Annotated in this window: 21 protein-coding genes; 12 read left to right on the top strand and 9 right to left on the bottom strand. The window is 66.8% G+C overall.

Annotated features, from left to right (window positions below):
• Positions 1-9 precede the first annotated feature (9 nt).
• Together J2728_RS11095 and J2728_RS11090 are read left to right on the top strand one after the other, a co-directional pair.
• Positions 10-2409 (top strand): hypothetical protein, encoded by a 2400-nt coding sequence (locus tag J2728_RS11095; RefSeq protein ID WP_309999087.1) that lies wholly within the window; start codon positions 10-12, stop codon positions 2407-2409.
• Positions 2410-2422: 13 nt separating this feature from the next.
• Positions 2423-4507, top strand: a complete 2085-nt coding sequence (locus J2728_RS11090; protein WP_309999086.1) for an alpha-L-fucosidase — start codon at positions 2423-2425, stop codon at positions 4505-4507.
• A gap of 451 nt (positions 4508-4958) precedes the next feature.
• Here J2728_RS11090 and J2728_RS11085 read toward each other — a convergent pair whose 3' ends face one another.
• Positions 4959-6140 carry a citrate synthase family protein gene (locus J2728_RS11085; protein WP_309999085.1) on the bottom strand — a complete coding sequence of 394 codons (1182 nt, stop codon included), beginning with the start codon at positions 6138-6140 and terminating at the stop codon, positions 4959-4961.
• 134 nt (positions 6141-6274) lie between these two features.
• Between J2728_RS11085 and J2728_RS11080 the strand changes: the two genes are divergently transcribed.
• Genes J2728_RS11080 through J2728_RS11065 form a run of 4 tightly spaced genes read left to right on the top strand, consistent with a single transcriptional unit; the run spans position 6275 to position 11523 of the window.
• Positions 6275-8440 carry a TonB-dependent receptor gene (locus J2728_RS11080; RefSeq protein WP_309999082.1) on the top strand — a complete coding sequence of 722 codons (2166 nt, stop codon included), beginning with the start codon at positions 6275-6277 and terminating at the stop codon, positions 8438-8440.
• A gap of 30 nt (positions 8441-8470) precedes the next feature.
• On the top strand, positions 8471-9784 hold the full coding sequence (locus J2728_RS11075) for a CitMHS family transporter (RefSeq protein WP_309999081.1): 1314 nt from the start codon (positions 8471-8473) through the stop codon (positions 9782-9784).
• A gap of 28 nt (positions 9785-9812) precedes the next feature.
• A complete protein-coding gene (locus J2728_RS11070) occupies positions 9813-11231 on the top strand; it encodes an acyclic terpene utilization AtuA family protein (protein WP_309999080.1) in 1419 nt (472 codons plus the stop codon).
• The gene (locus J2728_RS11065) at positions 11215-11523 is read left to right on the top strand and encodes a DUF4387 domain-containing protein (RefSeq protein ID WP_309999077.1); all 309 of its coding nucleotides are present in this window, start codon (positions 11215-11217) and stop codon (positions 11521-11523) included. The genes J2728_RS11070 and J2728_RS11065 overlap by 17 nt, the downstream gene beginning before the upstream one ends.
• A 47-nt stretch (positions 11524-11570) precedes the next feature.
• On the opposite strand, the gene J2728_RS11060 is transcribed toward J2728_RS11065, so the two are convergent.
• The 3 genes from J2728_RS11060 to J2728_RS11050 form a co-directional block, all read right to left on the bottom strand.
• Positions 11571-12365: a MipA/OmpV family protein gene (locus tag J2728_RS11060; protein WP_309999075.1), complete on the bottom strand. Its 795-nt coding sequence runs from the start codon at positions 12363-12365 to the stop codon at positions 11571-11573.
• A gap of 201 nt (positions 12366-12566) precedes the next feature.
• Positions 12567-13418, bottom strand: a complete 852-nt coding sequence (locus J2728_RS11055; protein ID WP_309999074.1) for an SDR family oxidoreductase — start codon at positions 13416-13418, stop codon at positions 12567-12569.
• Between the two features lie 107 nt (positions 13419-13525).
• Positions 13526-14842 carry an MFS transporter gene (locus tag J2728_RS11050; RefSeq protein WP_309999073.1) on the bottom strand — a complete coding sequence of 439 codons (1317 nt, stop codon included), beginning with the start codon at positions 14840-14842 and terminating at the stop codon, positions 13526-13528.
• Between the two features lie 51 nt (positions 14843-14893).
• Here J2728_RS11050 and J2728_RS11045 point away from each other — a divergent pair, with 51 nt between their 5' ends.
• Positions 14894-15925, top strand: a complete 1032-nt coding sequence (locus tag J2728_RS11045; protein ID WP_309999071.1) for an AraC family transcriptional regulator — start codon at positions 14894-14896, stop codon at positions 15923-15925.
• A 177-nt stretch (positions 15926-16102) separates the two neighbouring features.
• Here the strand turns inward: J2728_RS11045 and J2728_RS11040 are convergent, their stop codons facing one another.
• Together J2728_RS11040 and J2728_RS11035 are read right to left on the bottom strand one after the other, a co-directional pair.
• On the bottom strand, positions 16103-16315 hold the full coding sequence (locus J2728_RS11040; RefSeq protein WP_309999466.1) for a tautomerase family protein: 213 nt from the start codon (positions 16313-16315) through the stop codon (positions 16103-16105).
• Between the two features lie 66 nt (positions 16316-16381).
• On the bottom strand, positions 16382-16843 hold the full coding sequence (locus J2728_RS11035; RefSeq protein ID WP_309999069.1) for a DoxX family protein: 462 nt from the start codon (positions 16841-16843) through the stop codon (positions 16382-16384).
• A gap of 120 nt (positions 16844-16963) precedes the next feature.
• Here J2728_RS11035 and J2728_RS11030 point away from each other — a divergent pair, with 120 nt between their 5' ends.
• The 3 genes from J2728_RS11030 to J2728_RS11020 all read left to right on the top strand — a co-directional run bounded on the left by J2728_RS11030 (position 16964) and on the right by J2728_RS11020 (position 20258).
• A complete protein-coding gene (locus J2728_RS11030; protein ID WP_309999068.1) occupies positions 16964-17854 on the top strand; it encodes a LysR family transcriptional regulator in 891 nt (296 codons plus the stop codon).
• A gap of 296 nt (positions 17855-18150) precedes the next feature.
• Positions 18151-19065, top strand: a complete 915-nt coding sequence (locus tag J2728_RS11025) for an SDR family oxidoreductase (RefSeq protein WP_309999065.1) — start codon at positions 18151-18153, stop codon at positions 19063-19065.
• A 167-nt stretch (positions 19066-19232) separates the two neighbouring features.
• A complete protein-coding gene (locus J2728_RS11020) occupies positions 19233-20258 on the top strand; it encodes an SDR family oxidoreductase (protein ID WP_309999063.1) in 1026 nt (341 codons plus the stop codon).
• 4 nt (positions 20259-20262) lie between these two features.
• On the opposite strand, the gene J2728_RS11015 is transcribed toward J2728_RS11020, so the two are convergent.
• Positions 20263-20430 (bottom strand): hypothetical protein, encoded by a 168-nt coding sequence (locus tag J2728_RS11015; protein ID WP_309999060.1) that lies wholly within the window; start codon positions 20428-20430, stop codon positions 20263-20265.
• A gap of 290 nt (positions 20431-20720) precedes the next feature.
• The gene (locus J2728_RS11010) at positions 20721-21620 is read right to left on the bottom strand and encodes an AraC family transcriptional regulator (RefSeq protein ID WP_309999059.1); all 900 of its coding nucleotides are present in this window, start codon (positions 21618-21620) and stop codon (positions 20721-20723) included.
• A gap of 90 nt (positions 21621-21710) precedes the next feature.
• Between J2728_RS11010 and J2728_RS11005 the strand changes: the two genes are divergently transcribed.
• Complete coding sequence (locus J2728_RS11005; protein WP_309999057.1) at positions 21711-22460, top strand: SDR family oxidoreductase; 750 nt, start codon at positions 21711-21713, stop codon at positions 22458-22460.
• Positions 22461-22737: 277 nt separating this feature from the next.
• Here J2728_RS11005 and J2728_RS11000 read toward each other — a convergent pair whose 3' ends face one another.
• Complete coding sequence (locus J2728_RS11000) at positions 22738-23163, bottom strand: Lrp/AsnC family transcriptional regulator (protein WP_309999055.1); 426 nt, start codon at positions 23161-23163, stop codon at positions 22738-22740.
• 138 nt (positions 23164-23301) lie between these two features.
• Here J2728_RS11000 and J2728_RS10995 point away from each other — a divergent pair, with 138 nt between their 5' ends.
• On the top strand, positions 23302-24333 hold the full coding sequence (locus J2728_RS10995) for an ornithine cyclodeaminase (protein WP_309999465.1): 1032 nt from the start codon (positions 23302-23304) through the stop codon (positions 24331-24333).
• The last annotated feature ends 37 nt before the right edge of the window (positions 24334-24370 follow it).

Here is a 24370-nt window from a genome sequence, read left to right as displayed (position 1 = left end):
GCGGCCCTGGTGATAGCCGCGGGAGCGGTGGCCCACGCCGAGGACCTGACGCGCGCGTGGCTAGTCTCCGCCGAGGCCGGCGCAAAGGCGGACACGGTCGCGGCGCCCCGGTTCCTCTCGGAGGAGATCGGCGCGCGGGTGGGGATGTCTTGGGGGCGGCGTGGCGATCTCGCCGCGCCCTTGGTCGTGGTGGCCGGGCCCGAGGCGGTCGAGGCCTTGCTGCCGCCGCTCTTGCGTGGGGCCTGGCGAGCCCATCCCGCTGGCGAGGCGGCCAAGACGTCCGAGGGTTTCTCGGTGCGCACACTGCGCGCGGCCGGTCGGACGGCCGTGGTTATCGCGGCCGCCACGCCGCGCGGGCGCCTGTTTGGCGTCGGCTGGCTGCTGCGCAAGCTGGAGATCGCGCCGGGGCGCGTCGAGGCGCCGGACGACCTCTCGATCGACACAGCGCCCGCCCAGGGCGTGCGCGGCGTGCAGATTGGCTATCGCTTCAAGAACAACAGCTATGACGCCTGGACCTTGGCGATGTTCGAGCGCCGTGTTCGCGACATCGCGATTTTCGGCGGCAACACGATCCAGGTGATCGCTCCTGTGTCGGATGACGCGGCGACCAGCCCGCTGTTTCCCGCGCCGCCGCTGGAGACCATCATCGGGCTTTCGGCCCTGGCCCAGCGTTACGGTCTGAATTTCGCGCTCTACTATCCGCTACTGGCCAAGGACTATGGCGAGCCCGCCACGGTCGCGGCCGAATTGAAGACGTTCGAGGCGCTGATCCGCCGCTTGCCAAAGGTGGATGCGCTTTACGCGCCCGGCGGTGATCCGGGGCATACTCACCCCGACAAGCTTTTCCCGCTGGTGGAGCGGGAGGCGCGGGTTCTGCGGCGCGTGCATCCGGGCGCGACCGTCTGGGTGTCGGCGCAAGGCTTCGACCGGGCGGAAAGCGAGGCGTTCTACGCCCAGACACAGCGCCATCCAGAGTGGCTGACCGGTGTCTTCCATGGGCCGCAGACTCGCGATCCGATGGCGACGCAGCGCCGGCTTATCCCGGCCCGCTACCCGATCCAGTTCTATCCCGACATCGGTCACACCCTCCACTCACAGTTCCCGGTTCCTGAGTGGGATCCGGCCTTCGCGATCACCGAGGGGAGGGAGCCGGTTAATCCGCGCCCGCTGGGACAGAAGACGATCTTCCGCCATTTCGCGCCACTGAACACGGGCGCGGTGACCTACTCGGAAGGCGTTAACGATGACGTGAACATGTCCCTGTGGTTCCAGCTGGGTTGGTCGCCCGACGTCTCGCCGCGCGCGGTGATGGGCGACTACGCGCGGGTCTTCCTGGGCGCGCGGTTCGGCGCGGCCTCCAGCGAGCGGTTCGCCGACGGCCTGATGGCGCTGGAGAAGAACTGGACGGGCAGGGCGGCCGATAACGCCGGGATCGACACCACCCTAGCCCTGTTCGACGATCTCGAGCGGCGAGCTTCCCTCACGCAGCGACAGGACTGGCGGTTTGAGTCCGCGCTCTACCGGGCGGTCTACGACGCCTGGGCGCGCGCGCGGTCACGCGCGGAGGCCGAGCGGCAGGCGACGGCTTTGGCGGTGCTCGCGCAAGCGCCCAAGCTGGGCGCCGAGGCCGCGATGCGCCAAGCCGAGAACGCTCTGGCCCAGCCCGATGCGCCGGAGGCTCTCGCCCTGCGCGCGCGCCTGTTCGATCTCGCTGGGCGTCTTTACGCCCATGCCGGCCTCCAGTTGAGCGTCCAGAAGTACGGCGCCTCGTCGATCGAGCGCGGCGCTAACCTCGATCGCGTGGACGCATCCATGAACGACCGTGTCTGGCTTAGGGGGCAGTTCGGCGAGATCCGCGCCCTGTCGGACGAGGCCCGGCGCCAAGCGCGGCTGGCGGTGATCGCCGATCCGACGATGGCGGCGCGCGGCGCCCTCTATGACGATCTCGGCGATCCCGATCGCGAACCACACCTCTCGCGCGGCGTGGGCTTCGACCGCGATCCCGACCTGCGGGAGAGCGCCATCGACGGCGTGGCGGACAAGATCCCCGACGACGGCTGGCGCGGGGCTTGGACGACGTATGCCGAGACCCTGTACGACCGTCCGATCACCATGGTCTATCGCGATCTCGACCCGAAGCGGACCTGGCGTCTGCGCGCCGTCTACGCCGGCGAGGACTATCAGCTGCCCATGCGCCTGACGGCCAATGGCGTTGAGCTGCACCCGCCGACCTCGCGCGTGACCAACCCGATGACCATTGAGCTGGCCGTTCCGCCAACCCTAACCCAGTCCGGCGAGCTGAGCCTGGCATGGAGCCGTCCACCCGGCGTGGGTGGCGGCGGCCGCGGCCACCAGGTGGCCGAGGTGTGGTTGATCCCCGATCCCGTCGAGACCCCTGTCTCTCCATGAGTGGAGCCCGTTGATGCGCCCTGAACTGCTTCTGTCTCGCCGCCTGCTGCTGGCCGGCGCGGCCGCGTCCGCGCTGCCGATGACGGCCCGCGCGGCGGGTGGTCTTTCGCCCTATGGCGCGACGCCGTCGCCCCGCCAGCTGGCTTGGCACATGCTCGAGACCTACGCCTTCGTGCACTTCTCGATCAACACGTTCTCGGACCGCGAGTGGGGCTATGGCGACGAGTCGCCGTCGCTGTTCGATCCGACCGATTTCAGCGCCGACCAGATTGTCGCCGCCGCCAAGGCGGGCGGGCTCAAGGCCTTGATCCTGACCGCCAAGCACCACGACGGCTTCTGCCTGTGGCCCAGCCGCTTCACCGAGCACAGCATCAAGAACAGCCCCTACAAGAACGGCAAGGGCGACATCGTTCGCGAGATGGCGGACGCCTGCGCGCGCGGCGGCCTTAAGTTCGGGATCTATCTATCGCCCTGGGATCGCAATCACGCCGACTACGGGCGCCCCGAGTACGTCACCTACTATCGCAACCAGCTGCGTGAACTGCTGACTCAGTACGGACCTCTCTTCGAGGTCTGGTTCGACGGCGCCAACGGCGGCGACGGCTACTACGGCGGCGCGCGCGAGGTGCGGAAGATCGGACCCAACTACTACAACTGGCCCTCGATCATCGCCTTCGTTCACGAGCTCCAGCCGATGGCGGTCACCTTCGATCCGAAGGGCGCGGACCTGCGCTGGGTCGGCAACGAGGAGGGCTACGCCAAGGACCCCTGCTGGGCGACCATGGACGATGGCCCCTTCACCGAAGAAAAAGGCATGAGCGGCGTGCGGGGCGGTTCGGTCTGGTGGCCGGCCGAGGTGGACGTCTCGATCCGTCCGGGCTGGTTCTGGCACGCCTACGAAGACGCCGAGGTGAAGTCGCCGGGACGCCTGCAGAAAATCTACTTCGAGTCCGTCGGGCGAGGGACGAACCTCCTTCTGAACCTGCCGCCGGATCGGCGCGGGCGCATCCCCGACCAGGATGTCGCCTCGCTGAAGGCCTGGGGTGACGCGCGTCGGGCCCTGTTCGCCAGGAACCTCGCCAAGGGCGCGATCGCCAAGGCCAGTGGCGCGCATGCGGCGCATCCCGCCAGCGCCGTCCTGGACGACCGCCGCGACACCTTTTGGGCGCACGACGCCAGCGTTTGCGAGCTGGTCCTGACCTTGCCGGAGGCGCGAACCTTCGACGTCGTGCGATTGCGCGAGCACCTGCCGCTGGGCTTGCGCGTGAGCCGTTTCGCGCTCGACACGTGGAGCGACGGCTGGCGCGAGATCGCCCAGCACGAGGGGATCGGGGCCCAGCGCCTGGTGCGACTGGCCGCGCCCATGACCACGCATAAGCTACGCCTGAGGATCCTCGACGCGCCCGCCGGTCCGGCCATCAGCGAGATCAGCCTGTTCCGGCAGTCGGTCCTGGTCGATCCGCCCGCGATCGTGCGCGACCACGAAGGGCGGGTCTCCATCCTCGGCGACGCCCCCGGACTGGAGTTGCGCTACACTCTAGATGGATCCTCGCCCGGCGCGGGGACCACCCGCTTCACCACGCCGTTCGAGTTGCCCGAGGGCGGGCGCGTGCGCGCCGTCGCGGTCGATCCGGTCAGCGGCGTCGTCAGCGGCGCGGCCGAGCGGCGCTTCGACATCCGCAAGTCGGACTGGAGGATCGTCTCGGCCAGCGCCCCCGGCGCCGAGGCCCTCATCGACGATGGCCGGGGCTCGGCTTGGCGCGCGCCCCTGGGAGACGCCGCGACGCCCTGCGCCGTGACCCTGGATCTGGGGCAAGTACGCGTCTTGCGCGGCTTTACCCTGCTGCCCGCCTGGGACCGTCCGCGCGGCGCGGGCGCGCCGTCCGCCTATCGGGTCTCCACGAGCTTGGACGGCGCGGCCTGGACCCCCGCCGCTGAGGGCGAGTTCTCCAACATCGCCGCCAGCCTGGCGCCCCAGCGGATCACCTTCGCCGCCCAACAGGCCCGTTACCTGAAGCTGGCGCTTCTCCGCGCCGCCAAGGGAGAGAGCGAAATCGTCTTCGCCGAACTCGGGGTCATCGCTACTCCGGAGGACTAGGACCACGGAGGCTTTCGCGAGATCGTCGGTTTTCGCGAAAGCCTCATATCTTCGTCACGGCACCGCGAGGAGGTTCGGTCCTCGATAGCGCCACCAGGGCGCGGGCGTGGTCGAGCGCGTTGGAGCGGGTAAATCATCCACGCCGCCATCTTCGGCCAGCCGTCGTTCGCCACCCACGCCCTAAGCAATGAGCGTAACGCCGCGCCAGGGCTCGCGCTGGGTATCGATCGAGCCAGCACGGTGAAGGCCGTCGATGAAGTGAAGGCGCCGGGCGTCATCGAAAGGCGTCCTGGTCGCAACCGGCGTGTGAACCCGTTCCACCTGACCTCCATCGACGACGGAGCGCCTTGTGTCTGCGCAGGTCGCGTTAAGGCCTCACCGCACCACCAACCGGGCGGCGAGGGCAGCGGGCTCTTGGAAGTACGCTAGCGTCTGCCACTGGCGCTCAGCGTCAATCCAAGCCCTGTGGGCTTGCCGGTTCGGAACGCGCCGGCAGAGGTCCGCGGTAGCTTGCGCGTGGGCGGAAGAGTTCGTTGTCCTGGTATTGCTCCAGGGCATGAGCAATCCAGCCCACCATGCGGCCGACGGTCGAGACCGCCAGTTCCTCGCCCTTCAGCCCCAGAACCTTGCCGAGCAACACGGTCGGCACGATGAAGTCCGGCGCGGCGCCGGTCAGATCCTCGATTGTGTCGGCGGCGGTCCGGAAGCGCTGCATCATCGGCGCGGGCGCATGTTGCTCCAGCGACGCGATCAGCGCTTGCGCCCGCGGATCCTTGTCGGCGTAGAGATAGCGGCCAAAGCCCGGAAGCGGCTCGCCGACGCGGAAGCGCGATAGGACCGCCTCCCTGGGATCGCCGGTCAGGAACTCCTCGACAAAGCGCGATACCGTCTCGGCGCGGGCCAGGTGCAGCCGGCGCCCGCGTCCGGCCACGAGACCCGCCATGGCCGCGCCATAGGGCGTGACACCGGTATTGGCGGCGGCGCGCACCGCATAGGTGGTCGGATCCAGCTCGTGGTCGGCGGCTAGCACCAGGCAGCGCCGGATCATGTCGCCATAGCCCGTCGGCAGGCCGAGATCGCGCGCCAGCATGACGTGGATCGGTCCGCGATCGTTCGGCGAGCCGCCGCTGACCAGGGCGGCGAAGCAGCGGACGGCCTCGGCGCCCGTGCGAGCGTAGCCCTGCGGCGTCAGGTCGTGGGCGCGCGGATTGGCATGCTCCAGCAAGCTGAACAGGGCGATGGCGCGCGGTATGCGGGGCAGGTCGCCCAGCGCGGCGAGAACCTCGCCATAGTTGGGCGGGAGGAACGGCGCCGCCTCCGCGAACGCGGTCGGCGCGTTCCAGAGCAGACCGGCGACCTCCTCGATGGTCGCGGTCTCGGCCAGCTCGACGGCAGAGACGCCGCGATAGAACGGGCCCTTCGGCGTCATCAAGGTTACGGCGGTTGACCCAATCAACCCCGCCGAGGGATCGGCGGGGCGGCCGCGCTTGCGGGCCTGCTCGATGTCGGCGCGCCAATAGCGGCGGCTCTTCGAGCCTGGCTGCTTTTCGGAGCGGATGCCCTTTCGACTGACATAGGCATAGAGCGTCGTGACGGTGACGCCCAAGGCGTCGGCCGCCTCTTCGGCGGACATGAAAAGCGCGCTCTCATTCATATAGACGATTTTCGTACAGATTGACGAGTCATTCTATATTGATCCCAATGTAAGTAACCGCATCAAAAAAGAACGCATTGACGAAAACTGTCAATGTAAAGCGCGGGGAGGGAATGACCATGAATGCTCGCTTCGGCTTGCTAGGATCGGCCTGTGTCCTGGCGCTGGCTTCTGGATCGGCCGCGATGGCGCGGACAGCGCCCGACCCGATCCAGATCGACGAGGTTGTGGTGACCGCTCAAAAGAGGTCCGAGAACCTGCAGGACGTGCCGCTGACCCTGTCGGTGTTCGGCGACAAGCAGATCGAGCAGGCCCGCATCGTCCAGGTGCAGGATGTCGCCAACCGCACGCCGGGTCTTTCGTTCGACAACTTCCCCAGCAGCCAGCCACGTCCGACCCTACGCGGCATTGGCTCGTCCGACCGCGGCGCGGCGGGCGACCCCTCGGTGTCGGTGTTCGTCGACGAGGTCTACTATGGCCGCGCGTCGGCGGTGGCCTTCGACGCCTTCGATGTCGAGCGGATCGAAGTGTTGAAGGGGCCGCAGGGCACCTTGCTGGGCAAGAATGTCGTCGGCGGCGCCGTGAGCGTCTTCAACAAGCGCCCGACCCTGGACGCCTTGCAAGCCGGCGCCGCCGTGACGGTGGGCGATTATTCGCGGTTCGAAGCGGCCGGATTCGTCAACGCGCCGGTCTCGGACAAGGCCGCGGTGCGGCTTAGCCTCAGCTCACGCCAGCATGAGGGCTACGCCAAGAACGCCTTCGCCGGCGGTCGGGCCGAGGATCAGGACACCAAGAGCGGTCGCCTGCAACTGCTGCTGCAGCCCACGGACGCCTTCACGGCCGTCTTCGCCCTCGACGGCACGCGCGACCGGATGAACGGCGACGCCCGTCACGTCGTGCAACTGGATCGCGCGGTTCCGGCCAGCGCGCTCTGGAAGATCAACGGCCAGCGCGACCAGTATTTCGCCGAGAACAACGGCCGCAACGATCGCGACACTTGGGGCGCGCGGGCGAACCTGTCGTGGGACCTGCCGATGGCCAGCCTGACCTATATCGGTTCGTACCGCGACCTCGTCTATCATTACGCCGAGGACTTCGACGGCGGTAATCCCACGATCTACGCCCTGAACTTCAAGGGCGGCCAGGACGAGAAGAGCCATTTCCAGAGCCACGAGGTCCGGCTCTCGGCTCTCCCGTCGTCCAAGCTGCGCTGGGTGGTCGGCGGCTACTACTATAGCGGCGACACCGATCGGATGGACACGCTGTTCGGGGACATCAAGTCCCGCCCGACCCCGCCGGCCACCTATGCCGCCCGCGACCGCTTCATCCAGGCCGCCAGCGTCGAGAGCTACGCGGTGTTCGGCGACGCCACCTGGCCGCTGACCGACCAGCTCAACGTCTTCGGCGGCCTGCGCTATTCCAAGGACGACAAGGGCTATGCGCTCAGCAACCAGGACTCCACGGCCCTGCTGCGCGCCTCGACCCGCTATACGGTCAACGCCAGTCACGACTGGAGCAAGCTGACCTGGCGGATCGGCGGCGACTTTTCGCCCGGCGACGACGTCATGCTGTACGGGGTGATTTCAACGGGCTTCAAAAGCGGCGGCTTCCAGGACACTCCCTCGACCCCGACCTCGGCGGTGACGCCGTTCAATCCCGAGACCGCGACCCTGTACGAGCTGGGCGCCAAGACCCGATTGCTGGACCGGCGTCTGACCTGGAACACCTCGATCTACCAGACCGACTACAAAGACCTTCAGGTGCGCAGCACGCGCGGCTTCGACACCATCACCACCAATGCCGGTAAGGCGCGAATCCGCGGGTTGGAGACGTCGTTGGACGCGCGCCTCGACGACCATGTGCGCATGGCGGCCAGCTACGCCTATACCGACGGCAAGTTCCTCAGCCTGTTCGATCGGGGCGCGGACCGCTCGGGCAATCGGATGACCCGCGGCCCGCGCCACAAGCTGACCCTGTCGTCCAGTTACACCCAGCCGCTGGCCTCGGGCGCGCGGATCGAGGCGGCGATCGATGGAACGTTCGAGAGCAAGATCTACGACGACCTCGACAACAACGAGATCACCACCCGCAAGGCCCGCACCCTGATCGACGCGCGCCTCGCGTATGACAGCCCGGACGGCCGCTGGAATCTGTCGGTGTGGGGCAAGAACCTGACCGACCAGCTCTACAAGACCCATCAGGTCGTCTTCCAAGGCGCGAACCTGGCCATCTTTGCCCCGCCGCGTACGGTCGGCGCCACGCTGCGCTGGAACTACTGACGTGGCGACGCGCGGAGAGGGGAGGGCGTGATGACGTTGGCGGTGCTGGGCTTTCTGATGGTGATCAGCTTCATGACGCTGATCATGACCCATCGTCTGTCGGCGATCACGGCTCTGATCATCGTGCCGATCGTTTTCGGCCTGCTGGCCGGCGCCGGTCCGCAGCTGGGCGGCATGATGGTCAAGGGCGTCACCCAGCTGGCGCCCACGGCCCTGATGCTGGCGTTCGCGGTCCTCTATTTCGGGATCATGATCGACGCGGGCCTGTTCGATCCCCTGGTGCGCTGGGTCCTTTCGATGGTCGGCGACGACCCCGCGCGAGTGACCCTCGGCACGGCGCTCCTGGCCATGGTCGTGTCGCTGGACGGCGACGGCGCCACCACGGCCCTGGTGACGATCTCGGCCCTCTTGCCGGTGTATCGGCGGTTGCGGCTGAACCCGCTGATCCTGGCGCTGCTGCTGGGGCTCAGCAACACCATCGTCAACCTGGTGCCCTGGGGCGGGCCGACCGCGCGGGCCGCCAGCGCCCTGCGCCTGGAGCCGAGCGCGGTGTTCCTGCCGATGATCCCGGCCATCCTGGCCGGACTGGCTGGGACGCTGGCTCTGGCCTGGTGGCTGGGCATCGGCGAGAGCAAGCGTCTGGGGCGCCTCTTCCTCGAGCCCCTGGAGCCCGCGACCGCCGACGCGCCGCTGATCGACACCGGCGAGGCGGAGGCCAAGCGGCCCAAGCTGATCTGGTTCAATCTCGCTTTGACCCTGGCCCTGGTCGGCGGCCTCGTGACCGGCGCGGCGCCGCTGCCAGCCCTGATGATGGGCGCCTTCGCCATCGCCCTGATCGTCAATTACCCGGACATCGGCGTCCAACGGACGCGTGTCGCCGCCCATGCCAAGAACGTGCTGGGTGTGGTGCTGCTGATCTTCGCCGCCGGAGCCTTCACCGGCATTCTGTCGGGTACGGGCATGGTCAAGGCGATGGCCGACGCGACCCTGACGGCGATCCCGCCGCAACTGGGGCCTTACCTGGCCCCGATCACGGCGCTGCTCAGCATGCCGATGACCTTCTTCATGTCGAACGACGCCTTCTATTTCGGCGTCCTGCCGGTGATCGCCGAAACCGCCGCCAAGTTCGGCGTGCCGGCCGAGGCCATCGCCCGCGCCTCGATCATCGGCCAGCCGGTCCACGGTCTGAGCCCCCTGATCGCGGCCATCTACCTGGTCACCGGCCTCCTGAAGGTCGAGGTCGGCGCCGCCCAACGGTTCTCGCTGAAATGGGCCATCGCCGCGTCCCTGCTGCTGCTGATCGCCGCTCTGGCCACCGGCGCCTTCCCCCTGCGTGCGGCCTGATGACCGCTCCAATTCGAAAGAGTTCGCGATGAACGACGGCAAGCTCCCCGATGGCGGGGTCAAGGTACTGGTGCCTTGCGGGGCGTTGGGGGCGGGGGTGCGAGCGGACGAGGTCGAGGCGGGCCTCGCGGCTGGCGCCCACGCCATCGCGCTCGACGCCGGCTCGACCGACAGCGGCCCGGCCTATCTCGGGACCGGTAAGTCCAAGTACAGCCGCGCGGCCGTCAAGCGCGACCTCGCGATCCTGATGGACGCCCGCGACCGCGCCGGCGTTCCGCTGCTGGTCGGCTCGTGCGGCACCTCCGGCTGCGACGAGGCCGTCGACTGGACGCTGGAGATCGTCCAGGATGTCGCCGACGAGCTGGGGCTGCGCCCGCGCATCGCCGTGCTCTATTCCGAGCAGGACAAGGCGACGCTGAAGGCCAAGAACGCCGCCGGTCAGGTGCGCGCGCTGGCGCCGCTGGGGCCCCTGGATGATGCGACGGTGGACGCCTGTTCGCACATCGTCGCCTTGCTCGGTCCCGAGCCCTACATCTCGGCCCTGCAGGGGGGCGCGGAGATCGTGCTTGGAGGACGCACCACCGACACCGCCGTGCTGGCCGCCGCGCCGCTGATGCTGGGCGCGGCTGCGGGGGCAGCCTGGCATGGCGCCAAGGTCGCCGAATGCGGTGGTCAGTGCACCGTCAATCCAATGAATCCCGGTATTCTGTTCTCGGTCGACGCTGAGGGGTTCGACATCGCGCCCCTGTCGCCCGACAACCGTTGCGAGCCGCGCACCGTCGCCGCCCACATGCTCTATGAGAACAGCGATCCGTTCCACCTGATCGAGCCAGGCGGCGTGCTGGATGTGACGGGTTCCGAATACCGGGCCCTGGACGCAAGGACGGTGCGGGTCACCGGCTCCCGCTGGCGACGCAAACCCTACACGATGAAATTGGAAGGCGCGGCGGGCGGGGCGTTCCAGACCATCATGATCGTCGGCATCGAGGACCGAGCGGTGATGGCGGATCTCGACGGCTTCATGGCGCGCATGGACGAGGCGCTACGCGACCGCGTTCGCCGCACCATGGGAGAGGCGGCCGGCGACTACGATATCTCGTTGCGCGCCTATGGCTGGAACGCTGTCTCTGGCCAAGCTCGGCCGCCTGGCGCTCCGGCGCCGCTGGAGGTGGGCCTGCTGTTCGTGGCCACCGCCGCCACCCAGGCTTTGGCCACCCAGATCGCCAAGGTCTGCAACCCTTACTTCTTTCACTTCCCGGTACGCCGGGGCATCGAGCTGCCCAGCTACGCCTTTCCCTTCTCGCCGGCCGAGATCGAGCGCGGCCAGGTGTTCGAGTTCAAGCTCAATCACGTCGTGCAGACCGCCGATCCGTTCGAGCTGGTCCGCATCCGTTGGGTCGGCGCCGGCGTCCAGGACAAGGAGGTCCGCGATGGTCAAGCTGCATGAGGTCTGCCGCCAGGTGCGTTCGAAGAACGCGGGCCCGTTCTGGGTGACGGTGGATCTGTTCTTTGACGGCCCGGAGAACTACGCGCGCTACAAGGACGCCTCTGGCCTTTCGGCTGACGCCGTGGCGAAGGTCTTCGGCGTCGATCCCACGCTCGTGAAGCGGTTCGCGGTCGACACCCTGAGTGTCGTGAAGATCTCCTATCCTCGCAAGACGCCGCAAGGCGGGGCCGTGGAACGCGACATGCACAGCGGTCAGCAGTATGTCAGGCTTCTGGACACGCCGCTGAGCTAAGCCGGTAGATCGGCGGCCAAGGCCTAGACTTTGGGGCGCATACGGCCTCAGAAACGGTAGGCGATCGTGAGAGCGCCGGTGGGCTGCCAGCGACGTCCTTCCGCGGTGATCGGGCTGTCGGCGAAATCGCCGATGAGGTAATTCGCGCCAAGCGCGCCCATGACGCCGAACCTGGGGCTGAACCAGTATCCCGCCGTCATGCTCACGCCGACATCTCGGATCCCGGAACCTGGGCGGTAGGCCGCCAGCCCGCTGGTGACGGCCTCGGCCGGGGTGATCCCGAAATAGGTGCGCGCGTAGTCCTGGTTCACCCAGGTCGTCCGCGCGTCCAGCGACAGCGAAAATGTGTCGCCGCGGATCGCGGCGTAGCTGGCCCGCGCCGTCGCGAGCAGACCATCGTGCGCGCAGACGTCGTGGACGACGGAGAGTTCCGTCTCCAGGGAACCTTGTCCTCTTTCGTTTCCGCCAAACCGATATCCGACGAACCCGCCAGCCTCGATCGCCGTGTCGATCTCCGGCAGCAAGCCGACGCGTCCGTCGGCGTCGTCGCGCGGTAGCCGCACGCCGATGACCGGACCGAACGCCAGGCGCGAACCCGAGGCGATGTCGGCGCGAAGGCCTTGTCCGCCGACCTGGAAGTTGACGCCGCCCCAGCGAATGTCGGCGAGCACGGCGGGAAGGACGCGCGCGTCCTTTGATCCGTCAAACTCAGGAACGACGCCCGCTCCGATCGCGACGACGCCGTGCGGCGACGTGTCGGCTTGGGTCTCCTGCGCTTGGGTGACGCCCGCGTTCAAGGCGGCGAATACGCAGGCGAGCATGGTCGGACGAACTATACGCATAACGGTTCCTTTCGGCATGGAAGATGGGCCACCGAAGGTGTCCGGTTCTCGCGGCGCTTCGGTGGCCGTGGAGACCGCCTGGGGTGGGGACCGGCGGTCTCTCTGAAATCGGAGCGGGAAGGGGGAGGGAAACTCCCTGATCCGATTGTCAGACTGGTGTGGCTGGCGCCCTGGCGGCTTCAGCCGGCCGGCGGTTGTCGATCAACCTAGTCCGCCGTTGGCGAACACGGTTTGAGCATCGATCCAAGCGCCGTCCCGCGAGCAGAGAAGCGCTATGACGCCGGCGATGTCTTCGGGCAGACCCAGGCGACCAAGGGGCGTCTGTTCGGGAATGCCGCGGAGCGCCGCTTCGCCGTGCTGACGCAGAAGCTGCGTGTCGACCGCGCCAGGCGCGACCGCATTGACCGAAATGTCGCGACCGGCCAGCTCCTTGGCCAGGACGTTGGAAAAGAGCATCTGGGCGCTTTTGGTGGCGGCATAGGCGCCCGTCGCCGGGGGCGGCGTCTTGATGATGCTGGAGGACAGGCTGATGATCCGGCCGCCGTCACGTGTACGTCGCGCGGCCTCGCGCAGCACGTTGAAGCTGCCTTTGACATTGGTGGCCATCATGCGATCGAAGGCCGCGTCCGTCATCTGGGCGAAGGGGCCGACGTTCATGATCCCGGCGTTGTTGACCACCACATCAACGCCACCGAACGCCTGGTCATGGGCGTCGAACAGGGCCTTGACCGCCGCGGGATCGGCGACATCGGCTTGGCGAGCGATGGCGCGTCCCCCGGCCGCCTTGATGTCGGCCACGACACGGTCGGCGAGATCGCGGTTGGTGAGGTAGTTCACGGTCACGGCAAAGCCATCGCGCGCCAGGCGCTTGGCGGTGGCCGCGCCGATGCCGCGCGAGGAGCCGGTGACGACAGCCGCCCTGCCGACGCCGGGAAGAGCGGTCGGGCCGAACGGGGCCGTCTGGGCCGAAGCCGCGCCTCCCGTGGCGAGCGCCGCGGGAGCGGCGGCCGCGAGAGCCATGAATGTGCGGCGTGAAGTATCGGCATCGGACATTCCGATGGTTCCTTTCTCGATATGAGTGGTTTGCTGGCGATGGGTGCGGCCGCGCCTCTAGGTCGGCGGGCAAGGTTTCGTCGTGGGCGGATCAGAGGCGGCGAAAGTCACCGTCGCGCCAGTAAAGGGGCGATGCGCCGGTTCGCGATTAGCAGGGTGACGCCGGTCAGGACGCTCGCGATCGGGACGATCAGCAGCCCGAAGCCAAGGCCGTTGGATCCTTGCGCGGCGGTCACCGCGTCGCTGACCATCCCGACGATCACGGGCCCGAGCGCTGGGCCAAGGAGGCCGGAGCCGATCATCACCAGGCTTGACGCCTGCGCTTGCTTGCCTTCGCCGGCCACGAGATGCGCCGCGCCAAACGCCCATGGCAGCATGAACGAGAAGGACAACATCCCGGGTACCAGCAGGGCTATAGACAGCCAGCCGACCGGGGTGAACAAGGCCGCGCTCGTGGTGATGCTGGCGATCAGGAAGAGAACGGCTGGCGGGCCGAGCACTCTCCCGGTCCCGGAACCGACCGCGCGATCGAACCAGCGTCCGCCCAGAAGGGTGCCGACGATACCCATCAGGCCCTGCGAGAGACCAAAGGCCAGCCCCACCTGGCTCGTGCTGAAACCGTGCGTGCGGATGAGGAACGGCGCGGAAAAGGCATAGAAGGGCGCAGCGGCGAAGCCGAGGAAGATCGCGCCGATAAACAGCCAGCGGAACGCCGGGGACGCCAACAGGCGCCGGCTGGACCGCAGGAAAGGTTCACGGTTGGCGGCCGTACGTTGGAGCGCCGGGGTTGGGCCGGCGGCGAGAAGGGTCAACAGAGCGATCAGCCCACCGATGGCCCCGGCGCCGACCAGGGCGGTGCGCCACCCGACCGTCTCGCCGATCGCTCCGCCGGCGGCGAAGCCGACCATGGTGCCGAGCGGGATGCCCATGGCGAAAAGACCGATCGCCAGGCCGCGGTGTTCGGGAGGGATTTTGCGGGCGATCAGCGCATGGCCGGCGGGCACCGCGCCGGCCTCTCCAAACGCGACGCCGAAACGCGTGAGCGCCAGCAAAAGAAAGCTGGCCGCGAAGCCGCCGAGCGCTGTCATCGCGCTCCAGAGCAGGATGCACGAAACCAGGACGAAGCGAGGCGATCCTCGATCCGAGGCTCGGGCCAGAGGCAAGGACAGCAGCGAATAGCACACAGCGAAGGCGAGGCCCGTGAGTAGGCCCATTTCGGTGTCGCTCAGATTTAAATCGGATTTAATCGACTCCGATAAAATGAATGGAAGTATTCTGTCGATCTGCGAAAATGCACTTATAAGAAGAAGTGCGGAAAGTATAGCGAATGTGCGCCGGCCTTTCACGTACTCATTGCTGTAGTGTTTCGAAATAACAGGTAGTGTTATTGTAATATTTGTTGACCGCGCGGCGGCTTCTGTCATTTTCGACGCACTCCTCGCTTGTTCGCATCTTCAAGCTAGATGGAGCGCCTAATGATCAGAATGCCGGAAGTCTCAAAAAACTTGCCTAATCCTGCAGTGGAAGATAAGGCGGCGGAGGCGCGCGCGCCGCGTTGGCTTCGGAACCCGCCGGAGGTCCGCATGTCGTTATCGCTGTTTGAGGCGGTCAACGCCTATATCGCGGGCCAGGGCGGTGGCCAGGGTGTGTTCCCGACCCCCATCGACAGCTTCAACATCGTTAGCTCGTTCAAGGCGCGGATGCGGATGCGCCAGGTCTACAAGCCGTCGCTCTGTGTTGTGCTCCAGGGCGCCAAGGAAATCACCTTGGGTGAGGAGACCCTGCGTTACGGGACGATGGAGTGTCTGGCGGTCGGTATGACGCTGCCAGCGACAGGGTGCATCATCGAGGCAAGTCCCGACGCGCCCTATATCGGTGTGAACCTCGAGCTCGACGTGGCGATGATCCGCGACGTACTGGAACAGCTCGATACCCAACCGGCGCCGCCTGTCACATCCGGGCCTTGCCTGTTCGTGCGCCGGGTCGATGAGCCTTTGGCCGAGTGCGTCCTTCGCCTGCTGCGGATGTGCGAGACGCCAAAGGCGATCCCGATCCTCTTTCCGTCCATCATGCGCGAGATCTGCTACTGGCTTCTGAGCGGCCCGAATGGCGGCGAACTCTGCAAGCTGGCCGAGCCCGAGTCGAACGCCGCCCGGGTCGCGAAAGCCCTCCACCTCATGCATGAGGACATCGCCCGGACGCTGCGCATGGAGGAATTGGCGCAAGTGGCGCGAATGAGCCTCTCGTCCTTCCATCAGCACTTCAAGGCCATGACCTCCATGACGCCGCTACAGTTCCAAAAGCAGTTGCGCCTGCTCGAGGCGCGGCGCCTGATGGTGATGGAGGATGTGAACGTGGCCGACGCCGCCTATCAGGTCGGCTACGAAAGCGCGTCTCAGTTCAGCCGGGAGTATTCCCGGACGTTTGGCGTCGCCCCGAAGCGTGACGTCATGAACCAGCAGCGCCTCTACAGCGAATATGTCGGTCGCAGGCCGCAGACCGCCTAGCCGCTATCAGGTCGAGGGGATTGCTCCGACAATAAGGTTCGGGCGGCCCCTCGGCGCGTGGAGCACGGTCCTGATCGCTTGCCGGGTTGCGCGACGCCTGGGCGCTTCCCGGTGCGATTGCGGGCGGTCGCCCGCCCAGGTTTATCGTCGTTTTCGTTTGTGGCGCCGCTGCGGAGCTCAGCCTCCCGCCCGATACGCGTCCGGGATCACGAACACTTCGTCGGCGCGGGCGTAACCGCCATCCTTGACCTCCTCGATCAGGACCATGGTGTGCGCGCGGGTAGCCTCGGAGAAATATTCGACGAGCATCGCCGTGGTCCGATGAACGATCTCTTCCTTCTGCGCGCGGCTGAGCGCGGCTTCGGGCACCTTGAAATTGACGAAGGGTATGGTGTTCGCTCCTGTTTGGTCGACTGATCTGTTGAATTGAACGGGGAGTTCCCGGCCGCCTTGCCCTCAAAGTTCGCGGCCAATGCGACGGTCGATCGAATAGGGGCCGCCGCCGTGAACGGAGATCATCAGGGCGATGAAGCCGAGCATCAGCGGATACTCGACGCCACGGTCGATCCACGGGTAGGTCGGGCCAAGCGCGATGCTGATGAGGAGCATCTGGACCCCCAGCATCGGCGCGATGAGCCGGGTCGCCAGGCCGATCGCCACGGCGAGCCCGCCGAAGGTCTCGAGCAGCGCGACGAACATGGCCAGTTGCGGGGCGAAGGGCAGGTGGAGGACGTTGGCGATCAGCTTGATCGAGCCGCCTAACGGGTCCGCCATTGAGCCGTGCGCGACGCCGAACAGTTTCGGCACGCCGTGAGTGACGACCGTCAGGCCGAAGGCTGCGCGCAGCACCGCATAGGTCGCCGGCTTGGCGGCTGCGTAGAAGGGCGCAAGCGACGGGATGAGAAGTTGGTTCGGCACTCGGGCTTCCTTCGATCGCTGATCCTGCGATGAAGGTTAGGTGTTTCGAAATTCGGCACTAGATCGCTCATTTCGACATCACTGTTTTACAGAGCGTAACAATCGGCTTAGCGTTGAGGCATGGATCGCATCGACGTCATGCGGCTTTTCGCCAGGATCGTTGAGCGCGGGAGTTTCGCTCAGGCGGCGCGTGACCTACGGATTCCGCGTCCCAGCGCGACCCATGCCATCCAGCGCCTGGAGGCGGATCTCGGCGTCCGGCTGCTCGAACGGACCACCCGGACGGTAAGGCCAACGCTCGATGGCGCCCTCTACCATGAGCGCTGCGTTCAGCTCCTGGCCGATCTGGACGAAGTGGAAAGCGTATTTCGCAATGCCGAACCCCGGGGGCCTCTGCGGGTGGACATGCAGGGGACGATCGCGCGGTTCTTCATCCTGCCGGCCTTGCCCGAGTTCGTGTCGCGCTATCCTGGGATCTCGCTCAGCCTCAGCGAGGGCGACCGGATGGTCGATCTCATCACCGAAGGCGTCGACTGCGTCGTACGCGCCGGTGAGCTGACCGACTCGTCGCTGATCGGCCGCCGCATCACCACCTTCGAGCAGCTGACCCTGGCGAGTCCGGCCTACCTCGAACGCCATGGCGTCCCGATGACCCCAGACGATCTTGGGAACCACCGGATGGCTGGCTATGCCGCCTCGGCGACCGGACAGCCTTACCCGCTCGAGTTCATGGAAGGGGACAAGGTGCGGGAGATGACGCTGCCCTACGACCTGGTCGTCCGCGGCGCGGAGATCTATACGGCGGCGGGCGTCGCCGGGCTGGGATTGATCCAGGTCCCACGCTACCGCGTTGAGCATCAGATTGCGGCGGGACAGTTGATACCGGTCCTGGAAGGCTTCCCGCCGCCGGCGATGCCGGTGTCGGTGCTCTATCCGCAGAGCCGACACTTGTCCTCCCGCGTCAGGGTTTTCATCGACTGGCTGAGCGAAGTCCTTCCCGTGATGTCCTAGCCAGGCGGGATGGCGATCTCGCGCCATCAGCGACGACGATCCGCACAGTCCCAGCCCACCGGCGCACCGGCCCCCGTGCTGGAGGCGCTCAAGAAGAAACTAAGCGCCGAGCTCGGTCATGGCGGCTGTGCTCGCGACCGAGCTTGTTGTCTCGGCGGAGGATTGGGCAGGTTTTTTGAGGGTTCCGGCATGGCGAAGTCGCCGCGCCGAAGGCATCTCGGCCAAGAGATGAGACGCGGGCTCGTCGCGGCGCGACAGGCTCGACGTCAGCCAACCCCGAGGAGGCCCTGACTACCATGACAAAGTGGACGACGAAGAAAATCCCGCCGCAAGAGGGCCGCCTGGTCGTCGTCACAGGTACGGGCGGACTGGGCTATGAGGACGCGCTGGCCCTGGCCCGCGCCGGCGCCAGCGTCGTGATCGCCGGGCGCAATGCCCAGAAAGGCGCCAAGGCCGTCGCGGGCATCAAGGAGACCGTTCCAGGAGCGAAGGCGCGGTTTGGGCAACTGGATCTCGCGGATCTCGCCTCGATCGCCGCTTTCGCCGAGAAGCTCTCGGGGGAGCAGGATCGGCTCGACCTTCTGATCAACAATGCCGGTGTGATGACCCCGCCGCGACGTCGACAGACCCGCGACGGCTTCGAGCTTCAATTCGGCACGAACTATCTCGGCCACTTCGCGCTAACGGCTCATCTGCTCCCGCTGCTGAAGAAGGGGCGGAGTCCGCGCGTTGTGACGCTTGGCAGCATCGCGGCGCGAGGTGGCGCGATCGACTTCGATGACCTGCAGGCCGAGCGCGATTACAAGCCGTTTCCGGTCTACAGCCAGTCGAAGTTGGCGTGCATCCTGTTTGCCTTGGAGCTCAGCCGACGTAGCAAGGCCGCCGGGTGGGGCGTCGCAAGCATCGGGGCGCATCCGGGCATCACACGAACCGATCTGATCCTGAATGGCGCGGGCCGATCAAGTCCGTCCGGCCTATTCCGACGCTTCCTGCCCTTCCTGTTCCAGCCCGCATGGCAAGGCGCGTTGCCCACCCTGTACGCGGCGACCGACCCCGCGGCGCGGGACGGCGCCTATTATGGGCCTGACCGGTTGAGCGGAACGCGGGGCTATCCGACCGAGGAGAAGCCTCCCGAGCAGGCGCTGGACGCCAACGTCGCCGCCCGTCTTTGGGAGACGTCCTTGCGCCTCGCGAACGTGACCTTCGCGTGAGGGTCGGCCGCCGCGGGCCTTTGGGCTGACGGCGCGTCGGAATGGCCAGACCCCATGACCCTAGGTAGCGCGCTTGTGACGGAAGCCTCGGATGGCGGGGCGTTGCTTTGGCCGACCTGACGCGGCCAACGGGTCGACGAGCATCGGTGTCAAAAAGGAACTCCACTATGATTCCGAAGCGCGTTCTGGTCACCGGCGGCTCGGGCTTCATCGCCGGGCACTGCATTCTCCAGCTTCTGGAGCAAGGCCATTTGGTTCGTTCCACCATCCGGTCGCTGGCCAAGGAAGGGGTCGTGCGCGGCGTCCTCGAGGGCGCGGGCATGGTTCATGCCGACAGGCTGAGCTTCGTCGCGGCCGATCTGCTGCGCGACGACGGCTGGGCGGAGGCCGTCGCCGGCATGGACGTCGTCCTGCATGTCGCCTCGCCGGTCCAGCCCGGAAGGGTCGCGAGCGAAGACGCGGTGATCGTTCCCGCGCGCGAAGGCACGCTGCGCGTGTTGCGCGCTGCGCGCGAGGCGGGGGTCAAGCGCGTCGTTCTTACCTCCGCATTCCACGCCGTCAGTTGGGGACATCCGCATGACGGCCATGTGTTCACCGAAGCCGACTGGACCATTCTGGATGGCCCCGGCGTCGATGCTTACGGCAAGAGCAAGACCCTCGCCGAACGCGCGGCCTGGGATTTTATCGCCGCCGAGGGCGGAGGTCTGGAACTGACCACGATGTTGCCGGTCGCGGTCATGGGACCCGTGATGGGCAAGGACGTTTCCGGCGCGAACCACATCGTCCAACGCATGCTCGACGGCGCGATGCCGGTGGTCCCGAACCTTTTCATACCCGTGGTCGATGTCCGCGACGTCGCCAGCGCGCATGTCATGGCGATGACCAACCCGGCCGCGGCCGGTGAGCGATTTCTGCTCTCCAACGGACGGGCGCTCAGTCTGAAGGAGATCGGCGCCGCCATCAGGGCGGCGCTTGGCGACGCGGCCAGGCAGGTCCCGACGCGCGCGCTCCCCGACTTCGTGGTGCGCATCGCCGCCCGCTTCAACGCCGAGCTGCGTCCTTTCCTTCCCGACCTTGGCTACGCCAAGAAGACCTCGAACGACAAGGCGCGGCGCGTGCTCGGCTGGACCCCGCGCGAGCCCCGGGAGGGGATTGTGGCGGCGGCGACTTCCCTGCTCGGGAGAACTGGCTAAACCGTCACACCCGGCCCAACGGCGCGCCGCGCGGCTCGATCGACAGCGTCAGCGCCTGGCGCGATTTCTCCGCAACCCGCGCGAACGCAAATCGCTGACCGTCCGCTTCGGCGGAGCCATGATCAGCGTCCTCGAATGTCAGAACGATGTTCTGTTCGGTCGCGTCGATCATGGCCAGCTGAGCGATCGTAGAGCCGCCGCTGGGAATAGCGGTAGCTGACGCCCACCGGCTGATCGACCCCTACGGCCGGGCTGTTGACCGGCGCCAGCGCGGGTGGCTGGAGGGGCCCGCGTGAAGCTGTTCTCCGGCAGAGTCCAGCTCTTCAAGACGGTGTTGATCGGGGGCGGGCAGCGACAGGGTGCCCGTCCTTTTCCTTTGATACCCATCGCTTGATCAGCTCAAGCTTCGAGGATCCAGGCTATGGGGGCGCCGATCGCCCCGAATGCAGTGAAGGCGCCGGCTCAGGTCTTGCCGCGCGCAAACCTGCCTGGCGGGCATCCCAGCCGTTTGCGAAATGCGGTGCTGAACGCACTGGCGGATTCGTAGCCAATTTCCTCCGCGATCCGGTCTAGCGATTTAACGCCACGCGTCAGGGCGTCCTTGGCGATCGCCATGCGCCAGCGCGCCAGATATTCGATCGGGGCGCAGCCCAGCACCTCCCCAAACCGCGCCGCAAAACCTGAGCGCGACATGCCGGCGATCCTGGCGAGGTCCCCCACCGTCCAGCCTGCGCGGACATCCGCGTGCATGGCCTGCAGCACGCGTGAGAGCGCTGGGTCCCGCATGCCGTGGAGCAAGCCTGTGGGGGGGCCCGGATCGCCGGCGCCGCGCCAGCGCAGCGCTTCGACTAGTAGAGCCTCGAGCAGGCGTTCGACGATCAGCGCCTTGCCCGGATCGTCGGCGGCGCACTCTTCGGCCAGCAGCTCGATGAGACGGCCAAATCGTGTCGCGCGGCCTTCCGACGCGGGGATATATATCAAGCCGGGCAGCAGGGTGAGCAGGAGCGGCGCGTTGATCCGCTCAAACGAGAAACTGCCGCCCAGGGCGACAAAGTCGGGGTCTCCGTCCTGCTCGCCGTGTCGAACCGATTCACTCTGGGGCTCCATGGGGACGCATTCCAGCCCAGGCTCGCTGCCGAGAGAGAAGGCGGGCGTACTCGGGAGGAGTACGAAATCGCCCTGTGCAATTCGCAACGGCTTCGCGCTCTCAAGGGTCAGCCAGGCTTGCCCGGACAATATGATCGTGAATCCCGGGGCGTCATGGGCTTGGTAGCGCACGCCCCAATCCCCCCGAGCGGTGATCGGCTTGGAGACAGCGGCTGTGGGCCGTAGCAGGCTGATGATATCGCTAAGAGGGTCCACGCGTTAGACGATCCATAAATAATACTGGACGCGAAGTTATATATCGTCCGGGGCCGGCTGCCTATGTTCTTCGCATCAAGGAGACAGGCAATGACCAAGACGATCCTCATCACCGGCACGTCATCAGGCTATGGCAAGGCGACCGCGGAACACTTCCTTCTGAATGGCTGGAATGTCATCGCGACGATGCGACGTCCCGCGCCGGAGGTTCTGGGCGGCGAGTCCGGCCGCCTGCGGGTGCTGCCGTTGGACGTCACGGACCCAACGAGCATCGCCGCGCTGATCGACGCGGCGGGCCCGATCGACGTGCTGGTCAACAACGCGGGCGTCGGCGGGGTCGGCGCCTTCGAGGCGATGCCGATGTCGCTGATCCGCCAACTGATCGAAACCAACACGATCGGCGTGATGGCCATGTGTCAGGCCGTCATCCCGCGGATGCGCGAGCGTGGCGCGGGGACCATCGTCAACGTGACCTCCAGTGTCGCGCTTGGAGAGTTTCCTCTGGCCGCCGCCTACACCGCATCCAAATGGGCCGTGGAAGGGTTCTCGGGGTCGCTCGCTCACGAGCTGGGCTATTTTGGGGTGCGCGTGAAGCTGGTCGAGCCTGGTTATGCGCCGACCACCCGGTTTGGCGCGAACGCCATAGTCCCGCTGGAGGATCTGCTGCCGGGAGATTACGCGACGTTCGCGGAGCCCATTCTCGAAGCGTTCGCAACGCCAGCCATGACCACGCAAGAGAGCGATGTCGCCCAGGCGGTCTGGGCCGCGGTTCACGACACGGCTGGCCAGCTCCGCTTTCCCGCGGGCGCCGACGCCCTGGCGCTCGCTCAAGCCCGCTGACTAAGGCGGGCAAAGGCGTACTCGACGCGCCTCCAACAACCATCCAGTGTCTGGAGGCGCGCGCCAATGTCAGCAATTGGCGCAATGCGCTCGCGACCCTGAAAGAATGGCGCTTTGCGGTGGCGGAGACGCGGAGGTGTGCTCCTCCGGCCCCACGGTTCAGGCCGCGCGGTTCGGCCGAATGACGTTCCGGACGGGCCAGGACGCTCAACCACCTCGGTGCTTGAACGTCGGGCTCCTGAAGGTCCCTCAATGTCCGGTCTGGCGCGCGTCTTCCTTACACGCTGCTGAGCAGGAGGCTGGTCTCGCTGTTCTGAACGCCGGGCGTCTCGCGCACGTGCCGCAGCACGCGGTCGAAGTCTTGCAGGCTGGCCGCTCGGATTTCGGCCACCAGGTCCCAGGAGCCGTTGGTCGAGTGCAGCGAGTGCAGTTCCGGCAGACCTCGCAGGCTGCGGATGACCGCGGTCGTCGACTTGCCCACGACCTCGATCATCATGATCGCGCGGACCGCGTCGTCCTCGGCGTCCTGGCGCACCCGAATCGTGAAGCCAAGGACCGCGCCGCTGTCGAGCAGGCGGGTCAGGCGGTTCTCGATGGTCTGGCGGGAGACGCCCAGCACGATGGCCAACTTCGACACCGGCGCGCGGCCGTCCTCGCGTAGCGCGCTGATCAGTCGACGGTCCAGATCGTCAAAGAGGTGCATTGGCAAAACTCATGGTCGCAATGTCAGAAGTGCCAAAATATCGGTCGAAATGATAGGCTCTTTGAGCATCCCGTCCGGTATCGGCGCGCAACTAGACTGCTCGCGACGCTTAAAACTGGAGGACTGCCGGTGCTTTTCATGGATGTCGACGCCGTCGTGGAGCTGGTCGATCGGATCGGCCTGGAGACCGTCCTGACCGAGATGGCCGGTTATATCGAAGAGGACTACCGGCGCTGGGGCGCGTTCGAGAAGTCGCCGCGACTGGCCAGCCACTCGGCGGACGGCGTGATCGAGCTCATGCCCATTAGCGACGGCGAGGCCTTCGCGTTCAAGTACGTTAACGGGCACCCGACCAATGTCGCCCGAGGACTGCAGACGGTGGTCGGGTTTGGGGTGCTGGCCTCGGTGCGCACCGGCTATCCGGAGCTGATCGCCGAGATGACCATCACCACGGCGCTGCGGACCGCCGCGACCTCGGCCATGGCCGCGCGGCATCTGGCGCGGGACGACGCCAGCACGATGGCGATCGTCGGCCTGGGCGCGCAATCGGAGTTCCAGGCCCATGCCTTCCGCGCGGTGCTGGGCGTGCGCCGGCTGCGAGTCTACGACGTCGACCCGGCCGCGACGCGCAAGTTCATCGCCAATATGGGCGACCGGGGCTTCGACATCACGGTGGCCGGCTCGGCCGCCGAGGCGGTGGTTGGCGCGGACATCATCACCACGGTCACCGCCGACAAGGCGCGCAACCACATCCTGTCCGACAACATGGTCGGGGCCGGCGTGCACCTGAACGCCGTAGGCGGTGACTGCCCAGGCAAGACCGAGCTGCAGGTCGATATCCTGCGCCGGGGCGAGGTGTTCGTTGAGTTCGCGCCCCAGACCCGTATCGAGGGCGAGATCCAGCAGTTGGAGCCAGACTTCCCGGTCACCGAGCTGTGGCAGGTGGTGTCCGGCCAAGCGCCCGGCCGTCGCGGCGCTGACCAGATTACGATCTTTGACTCGGTCGGCTTCGCGATCGAGGACTTCTCGGCCCTGCGCTACGTGCGCGACCGGATGGTCGAGGCGGGGGATGGAGCGCGGCTGAACCTGCTGGCCTCGCCGCGGGATCCACGCGACCTCTTCGGCCTGCTGAACGCGCGCGAGGAGACGGCGATGCCGGTCGCCGTCTAGGCGCGGATCAATCCAACCTACGGGCGAAGACGGCCCG

Source organism: Caulobacter segnis (assembly GCF_031454995.1).
In the GTDB taxonomy this organism is placed as follows: Bacteria; Pseudomonadota; Alphaproteobacteria; order Caulobacterales; family Caulobacteraceae; genus Caulobacter; species Caulobacter segnis_E.
Note: the sequence above shows the minus strand (reverse complement) of the source record. Positions and strands in the feature narration are given on the sequence as shown.

Excerpts from the sequence above, each read along its gene's own strand:
- J2728_RS11090 (WP_309999086.1), top strand. The coding sequence starts at position 2,423 with ATGCGCCCTGAACTGCTTCTGTCTCGCCGCCTGCTGCTGGCCGGCGCG.
- J2728_RS11085 (WP_309999085.1), bottom strand. The coding sequence starts at position 6,140 with ATGTCCGCCGAAGAGGCGGCCGACGCCTTGGGCGTCACCGTCACGACG.
- J2728_RS11080 (WP_309999082.1), top strand. The coding sequence starts at position 6,275 with ATGACCATGAATGCTCGCTTCGGCTTGCTAGGATCGGCCTGTGTCCTG.
- J2728_RS11075 (WP_309999081.1), top strand. The coding sequence starts at position 8,471 with ATGACGTTGGCGGTGCTGGGCTTTCTGATGGTGATCAGCTTCATGACG.
- J2728_RS11070 (WP_309999080.1), top strand. The coding sequence starts at position 9,813 with ATGAACGACGGCAAGCTCCCCGATGGCGGGGTCAAGGTACTGGTGCCT.
- J2728_RS11065 (WP_309999077.1), top strand. The coding sequence starts at position 11,215 with ATGGTCAAGCTGCATGAGGTCTGCCGCCAGGTGCGTTCGAAGAACGCG.
- J2728_RS11060 (WP_309999075.1), bottom strand. The coding sequence starts at position 12,365 with ATGCGTATAGTTCGTCCGACCATGCTCGCCTGCGTATTCGCCGCCTTG.
- J2728_RS11055 (WP_309999074.1), bottom strand. The coding sequence starts at position 13,418 with ATGTCCGATGCCGATACTTCACGCCGCACATTCATGGCTCTCGCGGCC.
- J2728_RS11050 (WP_309999073.1), bottom strand. The coding sequence starts at position 14,842 with ATGACAGAAGCCGCCGCGCGGTCAACAAATATTACAATAACACTACCT.
- J2728_RS11045 (WP_309999071.1), top strand. The coding sequence starts at position 14,894 with ATGATCAGAATGCCGGAAGTCTCAAAAAACTTGCCTAATCCTGCAGTG.
- J2728_RS11030 (WP_309999068.1), top strand. The coding sequence starts at position 16,964 with ATGGATCGCATCGACGTCATGCGGCTTTTCGCCAGGATCGTTGAGCGC.
- J2728_RS11025 (WP_309999065.1), top strand. The coding sequence starts at position 18,151 with ATGACAAAGTGGACGACGAAGAAAATCCCGCCGCAAGAGGGCCGCCTG.
- J2728_RS11020 (WP_309999063.1), top strand. The coding sequence starts at position 19,233 with ATGATTCCGAAGCGCGTTCTGGTCACCGGCGGCTCGGGCTTCATCGCC.
- J2728_RS11015 (WP_309999060.1), bottom strand. The coding sequence starts at position 20,430 with ATGATCGACGCGACCGAACAGAACATCGTTCTGACATTCGAGGACGCT.
- J2728_RS11005 (WP_309999057.1), top strand. The coding sequence starts at position 21,711 with ATGACCAAGACGATCCTCATCACCGGCACGTCATCAGGCTATGGCAAG.
- J2728_RS11000 (WP_309999055.1), bottom strand. The coding sequence starts at position 23,163 with ATGCACCTCTTTGACGATCTGGACCGTCGACTGATCAGCGCGCTACGC.
- J2728_RS10995 (WP_309999465.1), top strand. The coding sequence starts at position 23,302 with ATGGATGTCGACGCCGTCGTGGAGCTGGTCGATCGGATCGGCCTGGAG.